We start from the raw sequence: 18,541 nt of genomic DNA on the forward strand, positions 1-18,541 counted from the left end.
CAATTTTCCTGTCATCATTAGCCTTTGAGTTTTTATCTACCCCAAGCTCATTTACACTATCTCTATTACTAGACACGAGTGACTATTTTGAAGAAATTTCTAGGATTTGGCCTTGGCCTGCGAACGAATCATTACAATGATGTGATTGAACAAAAACCAGATGTTGATTGGTTTGAGATCATTTCAGAAAACTATATGGTTGCTGGTGGTAAGCCAAGATATTACCTTGACCAAATCAGAGAAAATTACCCTATTGTGATGCATGGGGTGTCGATGTCGATTGGTTCAACTGATCCATTGAATATGGAGTATTTGACCAAGTTAAAAACCTTAATTGCTGATGTGCAGCCAGAGTGGTTCTCTGATCACCTTTGTTTCACGTCGGTTGGTGGTGTTAACAGTCATGATCTACTGCCACTGCCATACACAGAAGAGTCATTAACTCACGTTGTTCAGCGTATTAAGCAAGTACAAGACTTTATGGGCCGTCAAATGCTGATGGAAAATGTATCCAGCTATTTAACGTATAAAACTGACGAGATGAACGAATGGCAGTTTTATCGTGAAGTTTGTGAGCAAGCTGACTGCCGCATGTTGTTAGATATCAATAATATCTACGTAAGTGCACGCAACCATGATTTTGATGCCATGGAATATTTACGCTCGTTAAACCCTCAGCGCGTGCAACAGTTCCATTTAGCAGGTCATTCTGACTTTGGAGATTATGTGGTTGATACCCATGATCACGATGTGCCAGATCCTGTCTGGCAACTATACAAAGAAGCATTAAAATTGTTTGGCCCGGTAAGCACTATGATTGAGCGCGATGCGAATATTCCCAGTTTTGCTGACTTAACGGCAGAGCTAAACATCGCACGAAATATTGCTGAGCAGCATATTCCCAATATTCGCAGCCAGATTGAAGCCTAGTCTGAGGTTGGTTAAATGAGTTCTCTTAAACAAATTCAACAAGACTTCCTGCACTTTTTACTGCATGGCAATGGCCCATTCGCCGAGCATGTTGTAAATGATCAAGGCAATATCAGCGCTGAGCAACGCGTGTCTATTTATGGCAACGCGTATCGTATTCGATTACAAGAGGTGGTTGAAACCGACCACGAGATTCTTGGCTTGTATTTAGGCGATGAGCTATTTGATAAAATGTTTGCAGGTTATCTTGATGCCTATCCATCAAAATTTGATTCATTGCGCCATTATTGCCAGTTTATTCCTGAATATCTCGCCAACAATGCGCCTTTTAGTGAACACCCGATATTGGCCGAATTAGCGCGTTTCGAGCGCTTATTATTGGCCGCCTTTGATGCTGCAGATATCGCGCGTGCTCAGCCGCAAGACCTAGCAGCAATTGCACCTGAGCTGTGGCCGACGATTCGAGTGCGTTTCCACCCAAGCATGCAACTCTTTAATGAGCGTTATAATGCGGTTCGCAGTTGGCAGGCAATTAAAGGTAATCAAGCACCATCACCAGCTACTGAGCATGCCGAAGAGCAACATTGGTTGCTATGGCGTAATCACGACCGTTTAACCGAATTTAGATCATTAGAAGCTGACGAGCGCTATATGATTGAGCAGTACTTACAAGGTGCAGACTTTGCTGACGTTTGTGAAGGCTTGCTAACATGGCATGCACCAGAAAAAGTGCCAGTGTTTGCCGTGCAAAGTATTCAAACTTGGTTGCAACAAGGGCTAATTTATCAGTTTAAAACAGCGAATTAATACTGCATACCGTTAAGCTTTGTTGTTAAATAACTTTAACTTAAAAGGCCTGCATTACTGCTGGCCTTTTTAATATTTATTGAAACACCTTATAGATAGTGCCAGTTTGCACTCCCATAGCACTTTTTAGATAAGCGTTAGCGAGTTTAGCTGCTGGTACGGCGGTAAACCCTGGAAAGTAGTCGCCAAACACAGGGATAGATTCTGTAACCAGTGTCGGGCTAACCGCGTTGATTCGAATGCTTTTTGGTAACTCGGTTGATGCAGCTTTAACAAAGTGGTCAATAGCACCATTAACTGTGCTAGCGGCCGTTCCCCAAGCAACAAATTCATCGGTCAAAATACCACTGGTTAAGGTAATTGAACCACCTTGATTCAAGTGCTTGGTGGCATAACGGGCTAAATTTATCTGCCCCATAAGTTTATTTGCTAGGCTAAATTGCCATTGCTCGCTGGTCATTTCATTGAAATCGGCAAAGGCGACATCGCCAGCGGTGACAATAAGCTCATCAAATGCCCCAATATTGTCAAACAAGGTGCTAATGCTTTGCTCGTTGCTCAAGTCTACTTGCCAGTCACCACTTGAATTTGCAACGCTTATTACCTGATGTTGGCCATCAAGGGCCTCGACTACTGCTTTACCAATCGTACCTGTTGCGCCAATAACTACAATCTTTTTCATTACATTTACCTCATGTGTTGTTGATAAAGTGCATCTTATGAGAATTTATTTGCCTGAAAAACCGCGTAAACAGAAAGTATTGTTGCAAAAACTTAGTTAATTGCATCTGGCATGGGCTAGAATTGAGCAATATTTTAAGACTCGTTGCCAAGTCCGTGAGGTTGCGGCTTGAGCATCGGGTAAGACAACCTAAGTCGTAAGGTATCTGATTGAGTACACCATGAAATTAAGTTATCTGGAAAGTTTCTATTTAGTGACTAAATTAGGCAGCATCACCAAAGCTGCTGATCAGCTAAATGTCTCGAAAAGTGTTGTCAGCCGTTATATCAAACAGCTTGAATCGCAATGTGCTGCTCAGTTGTTATTGCGCACGACGCGCTCAATAACGCCAACCGAGGCAGGACAAGCGCTATACATTAAATGCCAAGCTATTTTCAGTCTCACCCAAGAAGCCGAGCAAGATATTCGAGATATCACCCAGCAAAACCATGGTCGGCTTAGATTTTCATGCACAGTATCGCTAGGGGAAGTGTTAGCTGAGCAAGTATTACCTGTGTTTTGTCAGTCAATGCCAGAAGTGAAACTTAAACTCAACTTAAGTAATGACAAAGCGGATATTGTTAATGGCGAGCAAGACATCGCCTTGCGCGCTGACGATTCGCTAGATGACAATTTGGTTGCCAAGTATTTAGGGCGGTTAAAAGATGTGATTGTCGCTTCGCCAGTCTTAGTTACATCATTGGTGCGCTCTCATGGGGAGCTCACTCAGCCGAATCAATTAGCAGAAATGCCCTGTCTTATTAACAGCCACCAACAGCACTTTAATCAGTGGCAGTTTAGCCATAGTGAGAAACCTGAAGTTTCTGTCGATGTGAGTGGCGATCGAGCAGGCGCTATTGCCAGTAACAGCTATTTCGCCATGCGCCAATTGGCACTCAATCATATGGGAATTGCCCGTATGCCTTATTATTTAGTCGCTGACGATATCAAAGCTGGTGCCTTAGTATTATTGCTGGCGGACTATAGCATCTCGACACATTCGCTTTATATCGTGCACGCTCGCCATAATCGATTGCCCAATAAGCTCAGAGTATTTAAGCAGCTCTTGGTAGACTGGCGAGCTGCACATCCTGAATTATTTGAATAAATAAACTGAAACACCAGTCTTTAGGCTTAACGACAAGAAATTCTAAGTTCAGTAAATATGAAAAATACCAAACTAAAAATTTTTGCTTGCTCTGCAAGCTTTAGTTCAGCTTAAAGAAACCAACATCTGATTTAAGCTGGTCAGATAGCTCAGATAATGAATTTGTGGCGCTATTATTCGCTTGCAGTGAGTTAATCGAATTTTCTGACATTTCTGCTATTTGCTCCATGGTATGGGCAATATCACCAATACTGCTCACTTGATCACTGGCAGCACTGGCCAATTCTTGAATACGAGCCAGAGAATCTGACGCCTGTTGTTCAATATTTTCCAGTAAATCTGTTGCCTGTAAGGTCAACGCTCGGCCATTTTCTACTTGCGGCTGGGTTGTTTCCATAGCGCTTACCGATGCAGCGGTTTCCGCTTGCACTTGGCCAATCATATTTTCAATCTCGGCGGTCGCTTCACCAGTGCGTTTGGCTAGTTGGCGTACTTCATCGGCGACTACCGCAAAGCCTCTACCAGATTCACCTGCGCGTGCCGCCTCAATTGCTGCATTTAGTGCCAATAAGTTGGTTTGCTCAGAGATGCCGCTAATGACATTGGCAATACCACCAATTTCTTTAGTGCGCTCTTCTAAACGTCTAATTTGCTCAACGGTGCTGTTCACGGTTTCGGAAATTAACTCCATTTCTTTGGCACTGGCGTTAATTGCTTCGCGCCCTTGTTTCGCATAACTGGCAGTTGAACTGGAGTTTTCTTCGGTGCGAGTCGCGGTTTGTGAGACTTGGTCGATATTGTCGCGCATCGTTTCCAATCGCGCGGCGGTATCTGCGGTTAGCGAAGCTTGATTTTGCGCCGCTTGGTAAGCCTGCTCTGAGCCGGAAGAAACTGTCAGGGTTTGATGGCTTAGCTGGTCGGCGGCGTTCACAATATTAGCGACAATCCCCGTCAATTTATTCTGCATGGCATGCAACGAGCCTAGCAAGCTATTGCTGTCATTGCTGGTAACACTTGAGGTTAAGTCACCCTGTGCAATTTTGGCGAGCTCACCAGCGGCTTCGTATGGCTCACCGCCGAGTGAGCGGCGCATACTCTTTTCAATCAAGTAGCCAACAAACAAGCTGATCACTAAAGACACTGCGGTCAATGCTAACATCAGCTCTTGGAAACCACTGGCCACGGCGCGTGCTTCTGGTGTCGCTTTTTGGTTCGCGGCTTCTTGATAATCAATAAATTGATTAATCGCCGCTAGCCAATCAATAAAGGCGGGCCTTGCTTGGTCAAGCACTAAGTCATTTATCTGCTCGGTTTGATTGTTATTTTTCAGCTGAATAATGTTGTTCACAATCGGTAAAGTGCGCGCTTGAATACGATCGATATTGGCTAAAATACTGCGTTCTTGGCTACTAAAGCTCTCAGGCGTGTCGCTTAACATGGCTTGCATTTTGCGCTCAGACTCAAGGTAAAAGGCTTCCAGCTCAGTAATTTCACGTGCAAACGCTTGAACTTCATTTGTGCTTCTGGCGTTAGCCACATCGCGAATCGCAATGGCTCGATCGTGCACACTGCCGCGATAGTTGATGGCATACCTTTGTTTAACCGAATTGATATCGGTAATTTCCGTTAAGGTGTGGTCAATCACATTCACTTTTTGAATGCCGAGAACCGTTAAGATCAGCATAAGTAGTAAGATAATGCCAAAGCCAAGCGTTAGGCGAGTTTTCACGGGAAGTAGAGTCAAATAGTTTAACATCGAGCGCTCTTTTGTTTGTTGTAGTGTTGCTTGTTTAGATTAATTGTCTTGCTTATCTAGCGTATGTGCCTAAACCATACCAATTGTATAGCAGATTTATGCGACTTCAGAATAACTAAACAGCTTATTCGGGGGTTTTATTATTATATTTGTGCGCTAAGCAAGTTAAATTAACAATTGTTAATTGACCGTTAAAAGTAACCGTTAATTCCTGACATTAAAAAGAAATTGACTGAGTGAACAGCGGTAGATGTTCATCCTCTCGATGACTGACATATAAAATAGTGGTTTGCTTCATTGCGGCAAGTTGTTCAAGAAAGCCGAGTAACATATGCCGGCTGGTTTCATCTAACCCTTGTGTCGGTTCATCGAGCAGTAGCATTAAAGGTGATTTAACTAAAGCGCGGGCAATTAGCACCAATCGTTGTTGGCCGTGGCTTAAGTCGTGAAATAACGACTGGCTATGATCTGCTAAGCCAATAATGGCAAGCCATTGTTTTGCATCGTCAATATGTTGCTGACTAACTGCCTGATAGACACCAATGGAGTCAAAGAAGCCAGAAATCACCACCGTCAGTACGTTGCAACGCACGCGGTAGGAGCGATGCAAATCTGAGCTTACTAGCCCGATATGCTTTTTAATGTCCCAAATGGTTTCACCGCTGCCGCGCCGATAGCCAAATACGGTAACATCATTGGCAAAGCATTGTGGGCAATCGCCGGAAATAAGCTGCAACGCGGTTGACTTACCGCAGCCATTCTTACCCTGAATCAAGGTATGTTGCAGTGGTCTAATGGTTAAATTAAAGCGTTCAAATACAGGTTTATCACCATAACGAACAGTGCAATTGACCAGCTTGGCTATATATGGGTGTTGGTAATTATCAAGTGGTAAGTGTTGATTGGGCCAGTTTATTTCCTCTCGTTGGCTGGCAAAGTAGTGGTCAATTTGCTGGTCAATTGTGTGAGTTGTCTGACTTAGCTTATCGGTTAACACCTCCAATTGCCCATGTGACATGGTGGCAAAGTGTTGGCAATCAGTGGGGATATCTTCGCGATTATTGACTAGGTAGATAACTTGAATACCTTGTGCCATCAACTGGTTAAATAGTAAGGCTAATTTATGACGAGACTCTTTATCTAAGCTGTCATTCGGGTTTTCGCAAATCAGCAGTTTAGCGCCATCTGAGATTGCTTTAATGATCATCAGTTTACGACTTTCACCAGTGCTAAGTTGGCGAAAGCCGGTGCCGAGTTTGTGGCTTAAACCGATTAACTCTATCAACTTGAGGTTAGGCTCGCTAAGCGGAATAAAATCACGGACGCGTCGGCCGATATCGAGTTTATTAAGCTCATCTGAGCGATCCCTTTTCAGCTCAACTTCATAAAGATTTTGCAGCGCCTGAAAAGAAAGAACCGCGATCTTATCTTGTGCTGGCAAGGTTAAGTTGCTGGCTTGGTAACCGACTAAGTCACCATTAAATAGATCAAGTAAATATTGTTCACCGCAGCCAAGCTGAGTTAACACACACCAGTGCTGGTTTGGTGATAATTGCCAATGGTCTATGGTTAGATTTGGGTGGCTGAGTTTCTCAATGGTGAACATCTTGGCGCTTGAACCTTAGTTTTGCTATCACTGGTGACTATAGCCATTGAATATCAGTTTTTTCCAAACTAAGTCAAGCAGCTAGGCTATTAACAATTGAATAAACACATAGATAACCAAGTGGAATTAGCCGTGGGCATTAATCGTAGGCATTACCTAAAGAAGTGGTTATAGTATTTTCACGGTTTACTATGTAGTTACTGGTTTGAATCTCGTCGTTTTAGCTCCTTGTTACCTTGCTTTTTTACTGGTTAGCCTCGGCTTTTTTAGCACTGCCAATGCAACCGATTTTGCTGATTGCCAATCTTGTCATCGTCAGCAATATCAGGATTGGCTCAGTTCAGATCATCGGCAAGCGATGCAGCCAGCCAACCGTACAACGGTAAAAGGAGATTTTAACAATGCGCATGCAACGCACTATCAGCTGTCCGCACGCTTTTACCGAAAAGACGGCGAATATTGGGCAAGATTAAGTAAACAAGACCAAGCGCAAGAAAACAGGCAAACAAGTCAGGTTGAGCAGGCGCAGCATTATCAATTTGCCTATACCTTTGGCCATTATCCACTGCAGCAATATCTAGTAAAAACCGCTAACGGTAAAATGCAGGTGTTTCCATTTGCATGGGACAGCAGAGCCGCTGAGCAAGGTGGGCAGCGCTGGTTTCATATTTACCAAGAAGCTAATACCGAGCAAAGTGCCGAGCAAATTACCGAGCAAGATCGCTTACATTGGTTACAGCCTCTACAAAACTGGAATGGCATGTGTGCCGACTGTCATTCTGATGGTTTTCAGCGAAATTATAATGCGCAAAAAGATAGTTTTGACAGCAAGTGGCAAGCAGATAATGTTGGCTGCCAATCCTGTCATGCTGGCTATCAACAAGCACATTCTAAAGTAAATCCGCAAGCGCAAGTTCAATCGAGTGAAAGTGCGAGCAGCAAGGTAGTCGGTAGTTGGCAACGAAACCAGCTGCCAACGGCGCAATGGCAAGGCACGGCAAGGAAGGAAAGCGCTATGTGGAATTGCTTTGCTTGTCATTCACTGCGTACCCCACTAACCGATGGTTTTAGCCCTAACGAGCACTTTCTCAACCAATTTTCCCCCAGTTTATTAAATGCTCCGCTTTATCACGCCGATGGCCAAATTAAAGAAGAAGTTTATGTGATGGGATCATTTTTACAGAGCAAAATGTATCGCAAAGGGGTGCAATGTGTGGATTGTCATAACCCGCATTCCGGCAAAGTGAAAATTGACGGTAACGGCCTTTGCCTGCAATGTCACTCACCACAAGTGTTTAATGATAAAACGCATCATGGCCACAGCGACAATTCACAAGGGGCGCAATGTGTGAATTGTCATATGCCAACGACCACGTATATGGGGGTTGATGCCCGTCGTGATCATAGTTTTAAAGTGCCTAACCCTAAGCTTGCCAAACAGTTTGATACGCCACTTGCTTGTTTAACCTGTCATCCAAAACAGAATGCTGACTGGGCACAGATGAACATAGCAAGCTGGCAAGCAGACTCAGTAAAAAGCTCCCAACAAGCGGCTAAACATCAGCTTGCCTTTGATTATGCCAGTTTTATCGCTGGCAAAGCGTCTCATCCAGAGCGGCTAGCGCGCATGCTAGATGATCCGCAATTACCGGATATTCAAAAAGCGAGTTTACTGGCGCAAGTTCCGTATTTAACGCAGTCATTACCCGGCAATTGGTTGGCGAGATATTTACAGTACGAGTCGCCATTAATTCGCATGGCAGCAGCAAACCTTGGTTCCCTATTATCCTCGCCAGATAAACAGCGCTATATGCTGCCGATGTTAGCCGATCAATTTAAGGCAGTGCGTATTGCTGCGCTATCCAGTTTGTTGGGAACTCATATTCCGGCAGCTTTTGCTAAGCAATATGCGCAAGTCTTTAATGAGCTCAGCACAGCACAGGCACAAGTGGCATGGCGTGGGGAAGGGCGTGTTAATATTGCTCAGCGCCAGTTAGCAGTGGGGCAGACCGAACAAGCAATCAATCAGTTAACACAAGCCATCGCAATCGATCCTTATTTCGAAGCCAGCTATATCAATTTGGCGGATATTTATCGCAATATCACTAAGGTAAATGAGGAAGTTGAAACCTATCAGCAAGGTTTAGCTGTGCTGCCAAAATCCGCGACGTTACACTACGCCATGGCATTGTCTTGGGTACGCCAGCAGCAATATCGTCAGGCGTTAACCAGTTTGGCACAAGCAACGCAGTTGGCACCGAATGAAGATCAGTATCATTACACTTATGCGTTGGCGCTAGAAAAAGTAGCAGGTAGGCCTGAGGCATTAAGCTATGTGCAGCAGGCATTGGTGAGCTTGCCACAATCGGTACTGCTAAGAAATCTTGAGCAGTACTTTATGTCGACTACCGATGCCAGTACTGATAATCAAGGGTGATATCAGGTATTAACATCGGCAATCGAATTTAGCCTTAAATTAGCCTTAGAGGCTAGCTGAAAAGTGCAGCGCTTATGCAGGCTCTGTTTGTGACAGGGTAGGTGCGCCGTAAACTAGTTGGCCATCAATTATGGTTGCTTGCACATCATAATTGTCGTCAACAATGGCAAAACAGGCGCGTTTACCTACTTTAATGCTGCCTAACTGATCGTCAATGCCAAGAAACTCTGCAGGTCGCAAGCTGGCAGTATGCACGGCATCAAGCGCTGGAATATTCGCAAGCTTGATCAAATTAGCGACTGCTTGCTCTAAAGTTAAGGTACTGCCGGCAAGTGAACCTGTGTCTGTGCGAGCAATGCCTTCATTGACGAATACATCCAGCATACCAAGGCGATATTGACCATCGTTAAGCCCACCAGCAACAATACAATCACTGATCAAGCCCATTTTCTCGGCGCCTTTTAAGCGATAAATCAATTGCAAAATCGCAGGGTGCAGATGAATACCATCGGCGATAACTTCGACATAAGCGTCCTGCTCAAGTAATACCGCACCAGCGCAACCGGGGTCTCTATGATGAATACCTTTCATGCCATTAAACACATGTACCCCACCACAGGCACCCGCATGCAAGGCATTGCAGGTTTGCTGATAGTTAGCGGAGGTATGGCCGAGCATAGCGCGAATACCTTTGCTTTTTAGATAAGGAATAATAATTTCGGAATTTTCTAATTCTGGTGCCAAGGCAACAACTTTAAGTGAGCCTTGCGCAGCGTCGATGATGGCATCAATATTGTCTTTGGTAAGCGGCAAAAAGTATTGCTCGTCGTGGGCACCTTTATGATCTTTGGTAAAGAACAAACCTTCGTTGTAGGCTCCTAACACTTGTGCACCGCTGGGCTGTTGGTGATAAGCCTCGCCAACACAACGAAATGCGTCGAGCGTATTTTGCCATGTCGAGGTCACAGTGGTACCTAAAAATCCGACTACACCGTGTTTGGCTAGTGAGCGTGAAATAGTCTCAATTGACTCGCGTTTAGCATCCATAATGTCACAACCTTCACGGCCGTGAATATGAAGATCAAGAAAGCCGGGCAAGACACTATTATCACCTAAATCGAGTACCGGTAAATCTGCGCTTGGGCGTTGCTCGATGGCGGCGATTTGCCCTTGCTCGATTAACACATAGGCTTGTTCAAGTACTTGCTGCTCAGTAAAAATTTGCTTAGCAGTAAGGTAGTAGCGAGCCGGTAGTGGCTGATTTTTTTGTGTATCTAGCGGTAAGTTCACAAACGCTCTCCATTTACGTCATTTTTAGCTAGTTGTGTTCCTAGAATTGCGGCGCCGCGCACACCACTGGAATCACCGAATTTTGCCGCTTGAACTGGTGGCACTTCAACACCGGCAAACAGATGTTTGGCAATAGCCGTTGGAAGTGCGTCAATAATCGCGGTAATTTTTGATAAGCCACCACCAACAACGATAACATCTGGATCATAACTTAACACAAGACCTGCAAAGGCTGCGCCGAGTAGATCCATATAACAGTCAAAGGTTTTTTGGGCGACGGCGTCACCCGCTTTAAGCTGTTCGACAAAGACTTTAGTATCAGCCTTGTCGGCACCAAAGTACTGGTAAAGCTTAGCTAAACCTGGGCCGGCAATATAAGTTTCGTAGCAGCCTTGGAGGCCACAACCACAGGCGTAGATCGGTAATTGATATTGATTAATCACACTGGCTGAGGCGGCAATATGGCCATATTCACCAATAATATTTTGGCGACTTTTAGCCAGTTGGCCATTGATACAGAATCCGCCCGCAGCACCCGTACCGATTATGGCGCCGTAAACATTCATTTTGCCATCGCCCGCGCCACCATTGGCTTCAGATAATGCAAATAAGTGGCAATCATTAGCGATGTGTAGTGGTTGCGCCAACGCTTGCTGTAAGTCTTGCGCAAGTTGTTGGCCTGTTGCACAAGGAATGTTGGCGGATTTTACCCTTCCTTGTGAATCGATAATGCCCGGCATACCGATGCCAATAGCGTTAGTGGCACCAAATTTTTGCTCAGCTTGCTGCACTAGGCTAGTGACGGTGGCAATAAATGCTTGGTAGTTATCTGTTGGGGTTGGTGTGCGCCAGCTGTCGACTAAATTCAACTGGTTATCGAATACGGCAATTTCTATTTTTGTGCCACCAATATCTAGCCCGTAGCAGTATTGTGCTGAGCTGGATTGTGATCTGGCTGCCGCATTGACAGCTGCATTAACTGCAGACTTCATGGCTTACTGCTCTAACGAATAAATGGTTACCCCTTGCACCACGCGGTTTACTTCACCGGTTGGGCAAGGGTTATCTGGCGTTAGTTTAGCATTAATTGATTTGAAAAAGGCCAGTATCTGGCAATAGAAAATATAAGGTAAACCAGCCCATACATCCTGCAATTTGTCATTGCTGCCAAAGCTGGTGTTGTCCAGTGCGGTAATGGCTAAGGCTTGATCGTCGCGAATCAGTTCGGCCAATAAATCTTCATCGTATTGCTGGGTATAAGCATCACTTGAAGTGAGTAAGATCACTTCGGTGGTTGCGTCCATTAACGATTTGGGTCCGTGACGAAAGCCCATTGGGCTCTCACAATAACTTAGGGTTTGACCTGCCGTCAGTTCTAAACACTTTAATGCGGCTTCACGGGCAATCCCCTGTAAGCCACCTGAGCCGAGGAAGACTAAGCGTTGACATGAACGCTCGGCGACTTGCTTCAAATTGCTAATGCCCTGCGCTAGTAAGGTTTCGCTCCATTTTGCCGCGGCTTCCAACTGTAATTGATCGGGTGTGAAAATCGCTAAGGTACTGACCAACATAGAAGTAAAGCTGCTGGTCATGGCAAAACTTTGATCTAAGGTGCCTGCTGGCATCAACAGCGAAAACGCATTAGCATTTTGCTCGGCATTTACCGCTAATGCGCCTTCTGGGTTACAGGTGAGTACCAAGTGATAACATTGGTCGACCACTTGATTAGCAAGCTCTATCGCGGCAACGCTTTCTGGGCTATTGCCAGAGCGGCCATAAGAGATCACTAACGTGGGGGCCTGCTTAAGTAAATACTGAGTAGGGCAGGCAACCAAATCTGTGGTGCTGATCGCCTCAAATAGATGGCCGGTATGCTGCGTTAAGTGCGGTGCTATGCTATCACCAACATAAGCTGAAGTGCCTGCACCGGTTAGAATAATGCGCAGTTTCGGCTGGGCTAATATCGGCTCTAACCAGTTATTTAATTGCTTGCGCTGAACGTTGACATTGGCTGCTGCTTGACGCCAAATTGCTGGCTGTTGCTCAATTTCTCTTGCTGTCCAATAACCATTGTTGGCTTTAAGAAATTCTTCACTGTAGGTTAAGTAAGTGCTCATTGGCTTTCCTAAATTTAATTCGTTGGTACTTTTTCGTCTGCGATTAGCTGGCAACTTGGCCATAACAGGCATTGGCGTAGCTATTGGTTACTTGCTTGATTTTTGCTTTGATTAAAGCATGAGGCTCAGCACTTAATTGACCATTGCGAATTGCGCGGTATTGCTCTGGTAGAAACTGGCTGATCAACGGCAGTGGAATATCGATTTTCGCTAAGTTGCTCAGCAAGGTTTCGGTTGCCGCTTGAATGCGCTCGTTAGGCCAATAGTAGCGAATGCGATCGCTGTAACTATAGCGACGATATAACTCTCCTTTACTCGCCGGCACAGGGTAAAAACGTTGCCAGTTGGCGGGCATTTCTTGCATTTCCTGCTCGCAAATATCACGAAGATAAGAGCGCTGCTCGTTAGCAATAAGTTGTTCTTCAATATAACTAAGTGCAAATAAGGCTTCGCGCAGCGCAAAAGTTAATTGCGGACCTACTTTTAGAATAGCGAAGTGATCTTTTACCAGATCGATATAGGCCTGATCGTTTTGATAGTCAGTAGAGTGCGCTTCATAGACGACTTGCGGCAACTCTTGCACGCAGGCTTTAAGTGCCTGTGCTTTATCGGATTGATAGTCAATTAAGCTGGTGTGATCAAACTCAACCCCCGGCTGCACCACTAAGCCGACAACACGTTGCCACGCTTGGCTAAGCCCCGCTTGTTCAAATGCTTGCTGATGTAGCTGATAGGTTTGTTTAACGCGACTTACTGGAGTTAGCGCTAACTCATCAATTTCTTCAGTGGCACCACCTGGCGGCGGTACTTCCGTGCCAACAATATAGACTAAATCTGCGTCGCCAAACGCTTTGATTGCGGTTTGCTCAGCAATTTCACAAAGGCGGGCGGCGCGAATCGCTACCGTTTCATCTGGCAAACAGCTGGGATCATCTACGCACGGCATACTGGTGTCTAAGTGAATTTTCTTAAAGCCAGCAGCGACATAGCTGGCAATTAATGCATCTGCTTTGTCCATCGCCTGTTCGGCGGGTTCATTTACCCAACAAACAGGGCCAAGATGATCGCCACCTAAAACTAATTGCTCACGTGGGTAATCAAGCTTATCGGCAATAGCACCAACAAATGCCATAAAATCAGCAGGCAACATACCAGTGTAACCGCCAAATTGATTTACCTGATTAGCGGTTGCTTCAATTAGCAGCGGTGTATTGTCTTGCTTGGCTTGTTCGATTGCAGCTTCAATGACCATAGGGTGGGCAGAGCATACAGAGTAAATACCGCAGGCTTGGCCATTGCGGTTAGCGGAAACTATATCGCGGATATCAGGCATCTTTTTTCTCGATTGGCAGTGAGTGTTGATTACATTTTGATCTTATCTTAACAGTGGAAATGAAACTTTCAATATCTTTCATTTGGTTTTTTTACTTTCTTAATGTTTCCTTGATAAGTATCTATAGGTGCTTTAGCAGCATAAATGACAAGTGAAAGGAATTTTTAATGGATGCTTGCAATTATTTCGAGATGTGAATACAGTTTATGAAAGCAAATGAAAGTTAGCTGTTCATTATTGTTCAATAACATCTGCTAATGAACGATTGTTAATAAATGGAAGAAGGGAGACGAAAATAATGCCAACAAAAGTGTCTAACGCCTTACCGATCGCCATCATTGGCGGGTTGTTTTTTATATTTGGTTTTGTGACTTGGTTAAATGGCTCGTTAATTCCTTTCTTGCAAATCGCCTGTGAATTAAATCATATGGAAGCCTACTTGGTGACCATGGCCTTCTATATTGCCTATACCGTGTTTGCCTTACCCATGGCGGCTATTCTAAAACGCACTGGCTATAAAAATGGCATGATGCTGGGATTATTATTAATGGCGGTCGGCGCGCTTATTTTTATTCCCGCAGCAGAGTTTCGCACTTACAGTATCTTCTTAGTTGCCCTATTTGTGCTGGCTTCTGGCTTAACCATTTTGCAAACCGCAGCTAACCCCTACATTGTTTTATTGGGTGATAAAGACAAAGCGGCGATGCGCATCAGTATTATGGGCTTTCTCAATAAAGGCGCAGGCTTTCTAGCACCACTGGTATTCACGGCACTAGTACTTAGCGATATGTCACAATTTAGTGAAGCTTATTTAGCCACTTTAAGCCCCGAGGCGAAAGCGCAAGCATTGTCTGAGTTATCGTCACGCCTAGTCACGCCCTACATTATTATGGCGATTGTCTTGTCAGCATTGGCAGCTTTGATCAAGTTTTCGCCGTTACCTGAACTAGAAGCAGAAAGTGATAACGATGATGAAGCACAGGATAGCTGGGCGATTCTGGGCCATCCAAAACTGATTTTTGGCGTCTTCGCGCTATTTTTCTATGTCGGTGTTGAAGTGGTTGCTGGTGACACCATTGGCTTGTTTGGTAAAGAAATGGGCGTAGCGAATTTTGGCCAACTGACCGCCTATACTATGGCCTTTATGATGCTAGGCTATGTGCTGGGGATGATTTGTATCCCGCGCGTGATTTCGCAGGAAAATGCCTTGGTGGCTTCCGCGCTACTTGGTTTAGTGTTAACGACTTTGCTATTAAGTGCTGACACAACCAGCTATAGCGTATGGAACAGCTTATTGGCGTGGACGGGAATAACGGCATTGCCTAATGTCGTGCTTTATGTGGCGGCACTTGGCTTAGCCAATGCTTTAGTTTGGCCAGCGATTTGGCCAATGGCGCTCGATGGCTTAGGTAAACTGACGAGCATAGGTTCGGCGCTATTGATTATGAGTATATCGGGTGGTGCGATTATGCCGATGGTGTATGGCGCTTTGGTGGAGTCGAGTGGTAACTCACAAAGCTCCTATTGGATCATGTTACCTTGTTATCTGGTGATCCTCTGGTATGCGGTTTATGGTCATAAAATTGCGCGTTGGTCAAAATCAAAAGCAATTGCAAAACATGTATAATCGTCGCCAGTTAGCAATATCTGAGAGCTGTAATGTCAACTCTAGAACGTAGACAAAGTATTTTAAGCCTGCTGCAAACAGATGGCCGAGTCGAAGTACCGGCCTTAGCTGCGCAATTTGCGGTGTCGACTGTTACCATTCGCACCGATCTCAATTATTTGGATAAGAAAGGGCTATTGGTGCGTTCGCACGGCGGTGCTGTGGCCAGTGAGCGGATCACTAAAGCACTTTCACAAGAATTATCAATTGGTGAGAAAAAGCAGCAAAACCATGCCATTAAAGAGGCCATTGGGGAGCGTGCTGCGCAGTTTGTTGAACATGGTGATAACTTGATAATTGATTCCGGTACCACCACTTTGGAAGTCGCCAAGGCACTATTTGCCAAGGAAAACTTAGTGGTGATGACCAATGGCCTCAATATTGCCTCTGAGTTAGCTAAGCATCCGTCGTCAGAAGTGATGGTAACGGGCGGGCAACTTAGAAAGAAATCTCTGTCGTTTTATGGTCGTCAAGCGGAAGCCAGCTTAAGCAGTTATCGCTTTAATAAGTTATTTCTCGGTGTTGATGGCTTTGATGTCGCGACTGGCATTACCACGCATTTTGAACCAGAAGCCCACTTAAATCGCGTGATGTGCCAAGCCAATGTGGAAATTATTGCGGTTGCTGACTCCTCTAAGTTTAGTAAGCAAGGGCTACATATTATTTGTGATGTCGCTGATATTGATGTGTTAATTACCGATAGCAAGTTATCACAAGCGCATCAGCAAGCATTGATTGATGCTGGTATTCGACTTGAATTAGTGGAAGCCGACTAAGTTACTTACTGATATCTTTAGTTTTCGCGCTAGCTTTGGCGAATACTTGGTAGTGAAAGCTTGGTCTTGAAAACTTAGTGGCTCAGTGTAAACCCTTTTGGTTTTTGCCACTGTTATTTTTCATCTTGTATGATAAGATGAATTCATACCTTTGGTTTTATATGCGACGCCGATTATTGGCTAGTTGGTTGCTAGCTGACAATAGTGAGTCAATGAGCAGCGGATAAGCATTACTAGCGTTAGGAATGGGATAATAATGATAAAAACACATAGAGTTACTCACGCTAAGCGTTTCACTGTCAGCAGATTAGGTGCTGTATTCGCCAGCCTCGCCATTGGCTTGCTAACTAGCCAAGCGCAAGCATTGGCAACAACATCAGATGGCCAGCAATCACAGCCAAGCTCTCAGCTAGAAAAACAGGCAAGTGGCCAACCTAATATCGTGCTGTTTTTGGTGGATGATATGGGCTGGCAAGATACGTCATTGGCTTTTACTGCCCAGCCAACGCCAGCGAACCAGCATTTTCGAACACCCAATATGGAAGCGCTGGCGGCAAAAGGGGTAAAGTTTACCCAAGCCTATTCGCATGCGGTGTGCTCACCTAGTCGCGTGTCATTAATGACCGGGCAAAATCCGACCCGTCACCATGTCAGTAACTGGACGAAATTACCGGATATTGATCATTCAGGCAGTTGGGGGCCAAACGCCGCGCCTCGCGATTGGCGCACCGAAGGCTTACAGCCAAATGATGTGACGCTAGCGAAAACACTACAACAGGCAGGTTATCACACGATTCATGTCGGCAAAGCACATTTTGGCGCTTACGGTACTCGAGGGGCCGAGCCGAAAAATTTAGGCTTTGATGTCAATATTGCCGGCCATGCCGCAGGTGCGCCAGCCTCCTATTGGGGCGAGAAGAATTTTGGTAATGGCATGGATGGGGCTGAAGGTTTGCCTCAAGGGGTGCCGGGCCTAGCAGAGTACCATCAACAAAAAGTGCATCTAACTGATGTACTAACTGAGAAAGCCAAGCAAGAGATTTCCAAAGCGCAGCAAACAGGCAAACCTTTCTTTTTAAATATGGCCTACTACGCGGTCCATACACCGATTGAAGCACACCAGCGTCTGGTCAAGCACTATCAAAATAAAACCTATGAAGGTACAGATATCGATATCCCTGTAGTGGAAGAGAATTATGCGTCATTAGTAGAAGGTATGGATGACAGTGTAGGTGGCGTGCTTGCGCATTTAGAGGCGTTAGGTATCGCTGAAAATACCTTAGTGGTGTTTACCTCAGATAATGGTGGTTTATCTGGTCATAGCCGCCAAACCACGCCACGTGGCACTGAGCTTAATAGTCATAACTGGCCACTACATTCAGGGAAAGGCTCTGCTTATGAAGGAGGAACACGCGTACCTTACATTGTTGCTTGGGCCAAGCCAGATCAACAAGCTGCGATGCAACAAGCGCTGCCAATCGCGGTTAATAAAATGTCGTATCAGCAAGTAATGATTGAAGATTTATTTCCGACCTTAGTTGCGGTTGCCGATGCAAAACAACATTTACCGCAAGGCTACCCATTAGATGGCATGGATACCCGTCAATTTTGGCAAGCTACCGATAAACGAGTGATGCGCCCCGTTGTTTTTCACTACCCGCATGTATGGGGGCCGCATGGTCCTGGCTACGAGCCACACAGTGCAATGCGACTCGGTGATTGGAAAGTGATTTATCTGTACAACAGCCGCACTTGGTTATTGTATGACCTGGCAACCGATCTGACCGAGCAGCACAATTTAGCAGAGCGTTATCCGGTTAAACTTGCGCAACTTGCGAGTCGCTTAAAACAAGAGTTGGAAAGTATGGATGTGCAGTGGCCAGTGAATCGCGTCACCGATAAAGATGAGGAAATGAAGCTGCCGCAAGGCAGCGAGAATTTGTTGGCACAACACTAGATCGTGCTTTAATAAAAGATTTTAATTTATCGCTTTT

At 45.1% G+C, this 18,541-nt stretch carries 14 protein-coding genes; 7 read left to right on the forward strand and 7 right to left on the reverse strand.

Annotated elements, in window-relative coordinates; translation table 11 throughout:
- The first annotated feature begins 84 nt into the window (after positions 1 to 84).
- Entirely contained in the window at positions 85 to 930 is an 846-nt protein-coding gene (locus DXX92_RS02600) for a DUF692 domain-containing protein (RefSeq protein WP_220347679.1), read from the forward strand.
- A gap of 15 nt (positions 931 to 945) precedes the next feature.
- Positions 946 to 1,737: a DNA-binding domain-containing protein gene (locus DXX92_RS02605; RefSeq protein ID WP_115999005.1), complete on the forward strand. Its 792-nt coding sequence runs from the start codon at positions 946 to 948 to the stop codon at positions 1,735 to 1,737.
- 76 nt (positions 1,738 to 1,813) lie between these two features.
- Here the strand turns inward: DXX92_RS02605 and DXX92_RS02610 are convergent, their stop codons facing one another.
- A complete protein-coding gene (locus DXX92_RS02610) occupies positions 1,814 to 2,419 on the reverse strand; it encodes a short chain dehydrogenase (protein ID WP_115999006.1) in 606 nt (201 codons plus the stop codon).
- Between the two features lie 220 nt (positions 2,420 to 2,639).
- Here DXX92_RS02610 and DXX92_RS02615 point away from each other — a divergent pair, with 220 nt between their 5' ends.
- Positions 2,640 to 3,566, forward strand: a complete 927-nt coding sequence (locus DXX92_RS02615) for a LysR family transcriptional regulator (RefSeq protein WP_115999007.1) — start codon at positions 2,640 to 2,642, stop codon at positions 3,564 to 3,566.
- Positions 3,567 to 3,666: 100 nt separating this feature from the next.
- Here the strand turns inward: DXX92_RS02615 and DXX92_RS02620 are convergent, their stop codons facing one another.
- Entirely contained in the window at positions 3,667 to 5,322 is a 1,656-nt protein-coding gene (locus DXX92_RS02620) for a methyl-accepting chemotaxis protein (RefSeq protein ID WP_115999008.1), read from the reverse strand.
- A gap of 217 nt (positions 5,323 to 5,539) precedes the next feature.
- The gene (locus DXX92_RS02625; protein ID WP_115999009.1) at positions 5,540 to 6,928 is read right to left on the reverse strand and encodes an ATP-binding cassette domain-containing protein; all 1,389 of its coding nucleotides are present in this window, start codon (positions 6,926 to 6,928) and stop codon (positions 5,540 to 5,542) included.
- A 205-nt stretch (positions 6,929 to 7,133) separates the two neighbouring features.
- On the opposite strand from DXX92_RS02625, the gene DXX92_RS02630 reads away from it, so the two are divergent.
- Complete coding sequence (locus tag DXX92_RS02630; protein ID WP_115999010.1) at positions 7,134 to 9,365, forward strand: ammonia-forming cytochrome c nitrite reductase subunit c552; 2,232 nt, start codon at positions 7,134 to 7,136, stop codon at positions 9,363 to 9,365.
- Between the two features lie 72 nt (positions 9,366 to 9,437).
- On the opposite strand, the gene nagA is transcribed toward DXX92_RS02630, so the two are convergent.
- From nagA to DXX92_RS02650, 4 genes are read right to left on the reverse strand one after another with little or no spacing between them, the layout of a single operon-like run.
- Positions 9,438 to 10,655, reverse strand: a complete 1,218-nt coding sequence (nagA, locus tag DXX92_RS02635) for an N-acetylglucosamine-6-phosphate deacetylase (RefSeq protein ID WP_115999011.1) — start codon at positions 10,653 to 10,655, stop codon at positions 9,438 to 9,440.
- Entirely contained in the window at positions 10,652 to 11,647 is a 996-nt protein-coding gene (locus tag DXX92_RS02640) for an ROK family protein (RefSeq protein ID WP_115999012.1), read from the reverse strand. Before DXX92_RS02640 ends, nagA begins: the two co-directional genes overlap by 4 nt.
- A gap of 3 nt (positions 11,648 to 11,650) precedes the next feature.
- On the reverse strand, positions 11,651 to 12,772 hold the full coding sequence (locus tag DXX92_RS02645) for an SIS domain-containing protein (protein WP_116002271.1): 1,122 nt from the start codon (positions 12,770 to 12,772) through the stop codon (positions 11,651 to 11,653).
- Between the two features lie 43 nt (positions 12,773 to 12,815).
- Positions 12,816 to 14,105, reverse strand: coding sequence for a D-tagatose-bisphosphate aldolase, class II, non-catalytic subunit (locus DXX92_RS02650; RefSeq protein ID WP_115999013.1), 1,290 nt, complete (start codon positions 14,103 to 14,105; stop codon positions 12,816 to 12,818).
- Between the two features lie 298 nt (positions 14,106 to 14,403).
- Here DXX92_RS02650 and DXX92_RS02655 point away from each other — a divergent pair, with 298 nt between their 5' ends.
- From DXX92_RS02655 to DXX92_RS02665, 3 genes are all read left to right on the forward strand, one after another.
- A complete protein-coding gene (locus DXX92_RS02655; protein ID WP_115999014.1) occupies positions 14,404 to 15,732 on the forward strand; it encodes a sugar MFS transporter in 1,329 nt (442 codons plus the stop codon).
- 32 nt (positions 15,733 to 15,764) lie between these two features.
- A complete protein-coding gene (agaR, locus tag DXX92_RS02660) occupies positions 15,765 to 16,547 on the forward strand; it encodes a transcriptional repressor AgaR (protein ID WP_115999015.1) in 783 nt (260 codons plus the stop codon).
- A gap of 256 nt (positions 16,548 to 16,803) precedes the next feature.
- Positions 16,804 to 18,504 (forward strand): sulfatase, encoded by a 1,701-nt coding sequence (locus DXX92_RS02665; RefSeq protein ID WP_115999016.1) that lies wholly within the window; start codon positions 16,804 to 16,806, stop codon positions 18,502 to 18,504.
- The last annotated feature ends 37 nt before the right edge of the window (positions 18,505 to 18,541 follow it).

This window comes from Thalassotalea euphylliae (genome assembly GCF_003390395.1).
GTDB classification, from domain to species: domain Bacteria; phylum Pseudomonadota; class Gammaproteobacteria; order Enterobacterales; family Alteromonadaceae; genus Thalassotalea_F; species Thalassotalea_F euphylliae_C.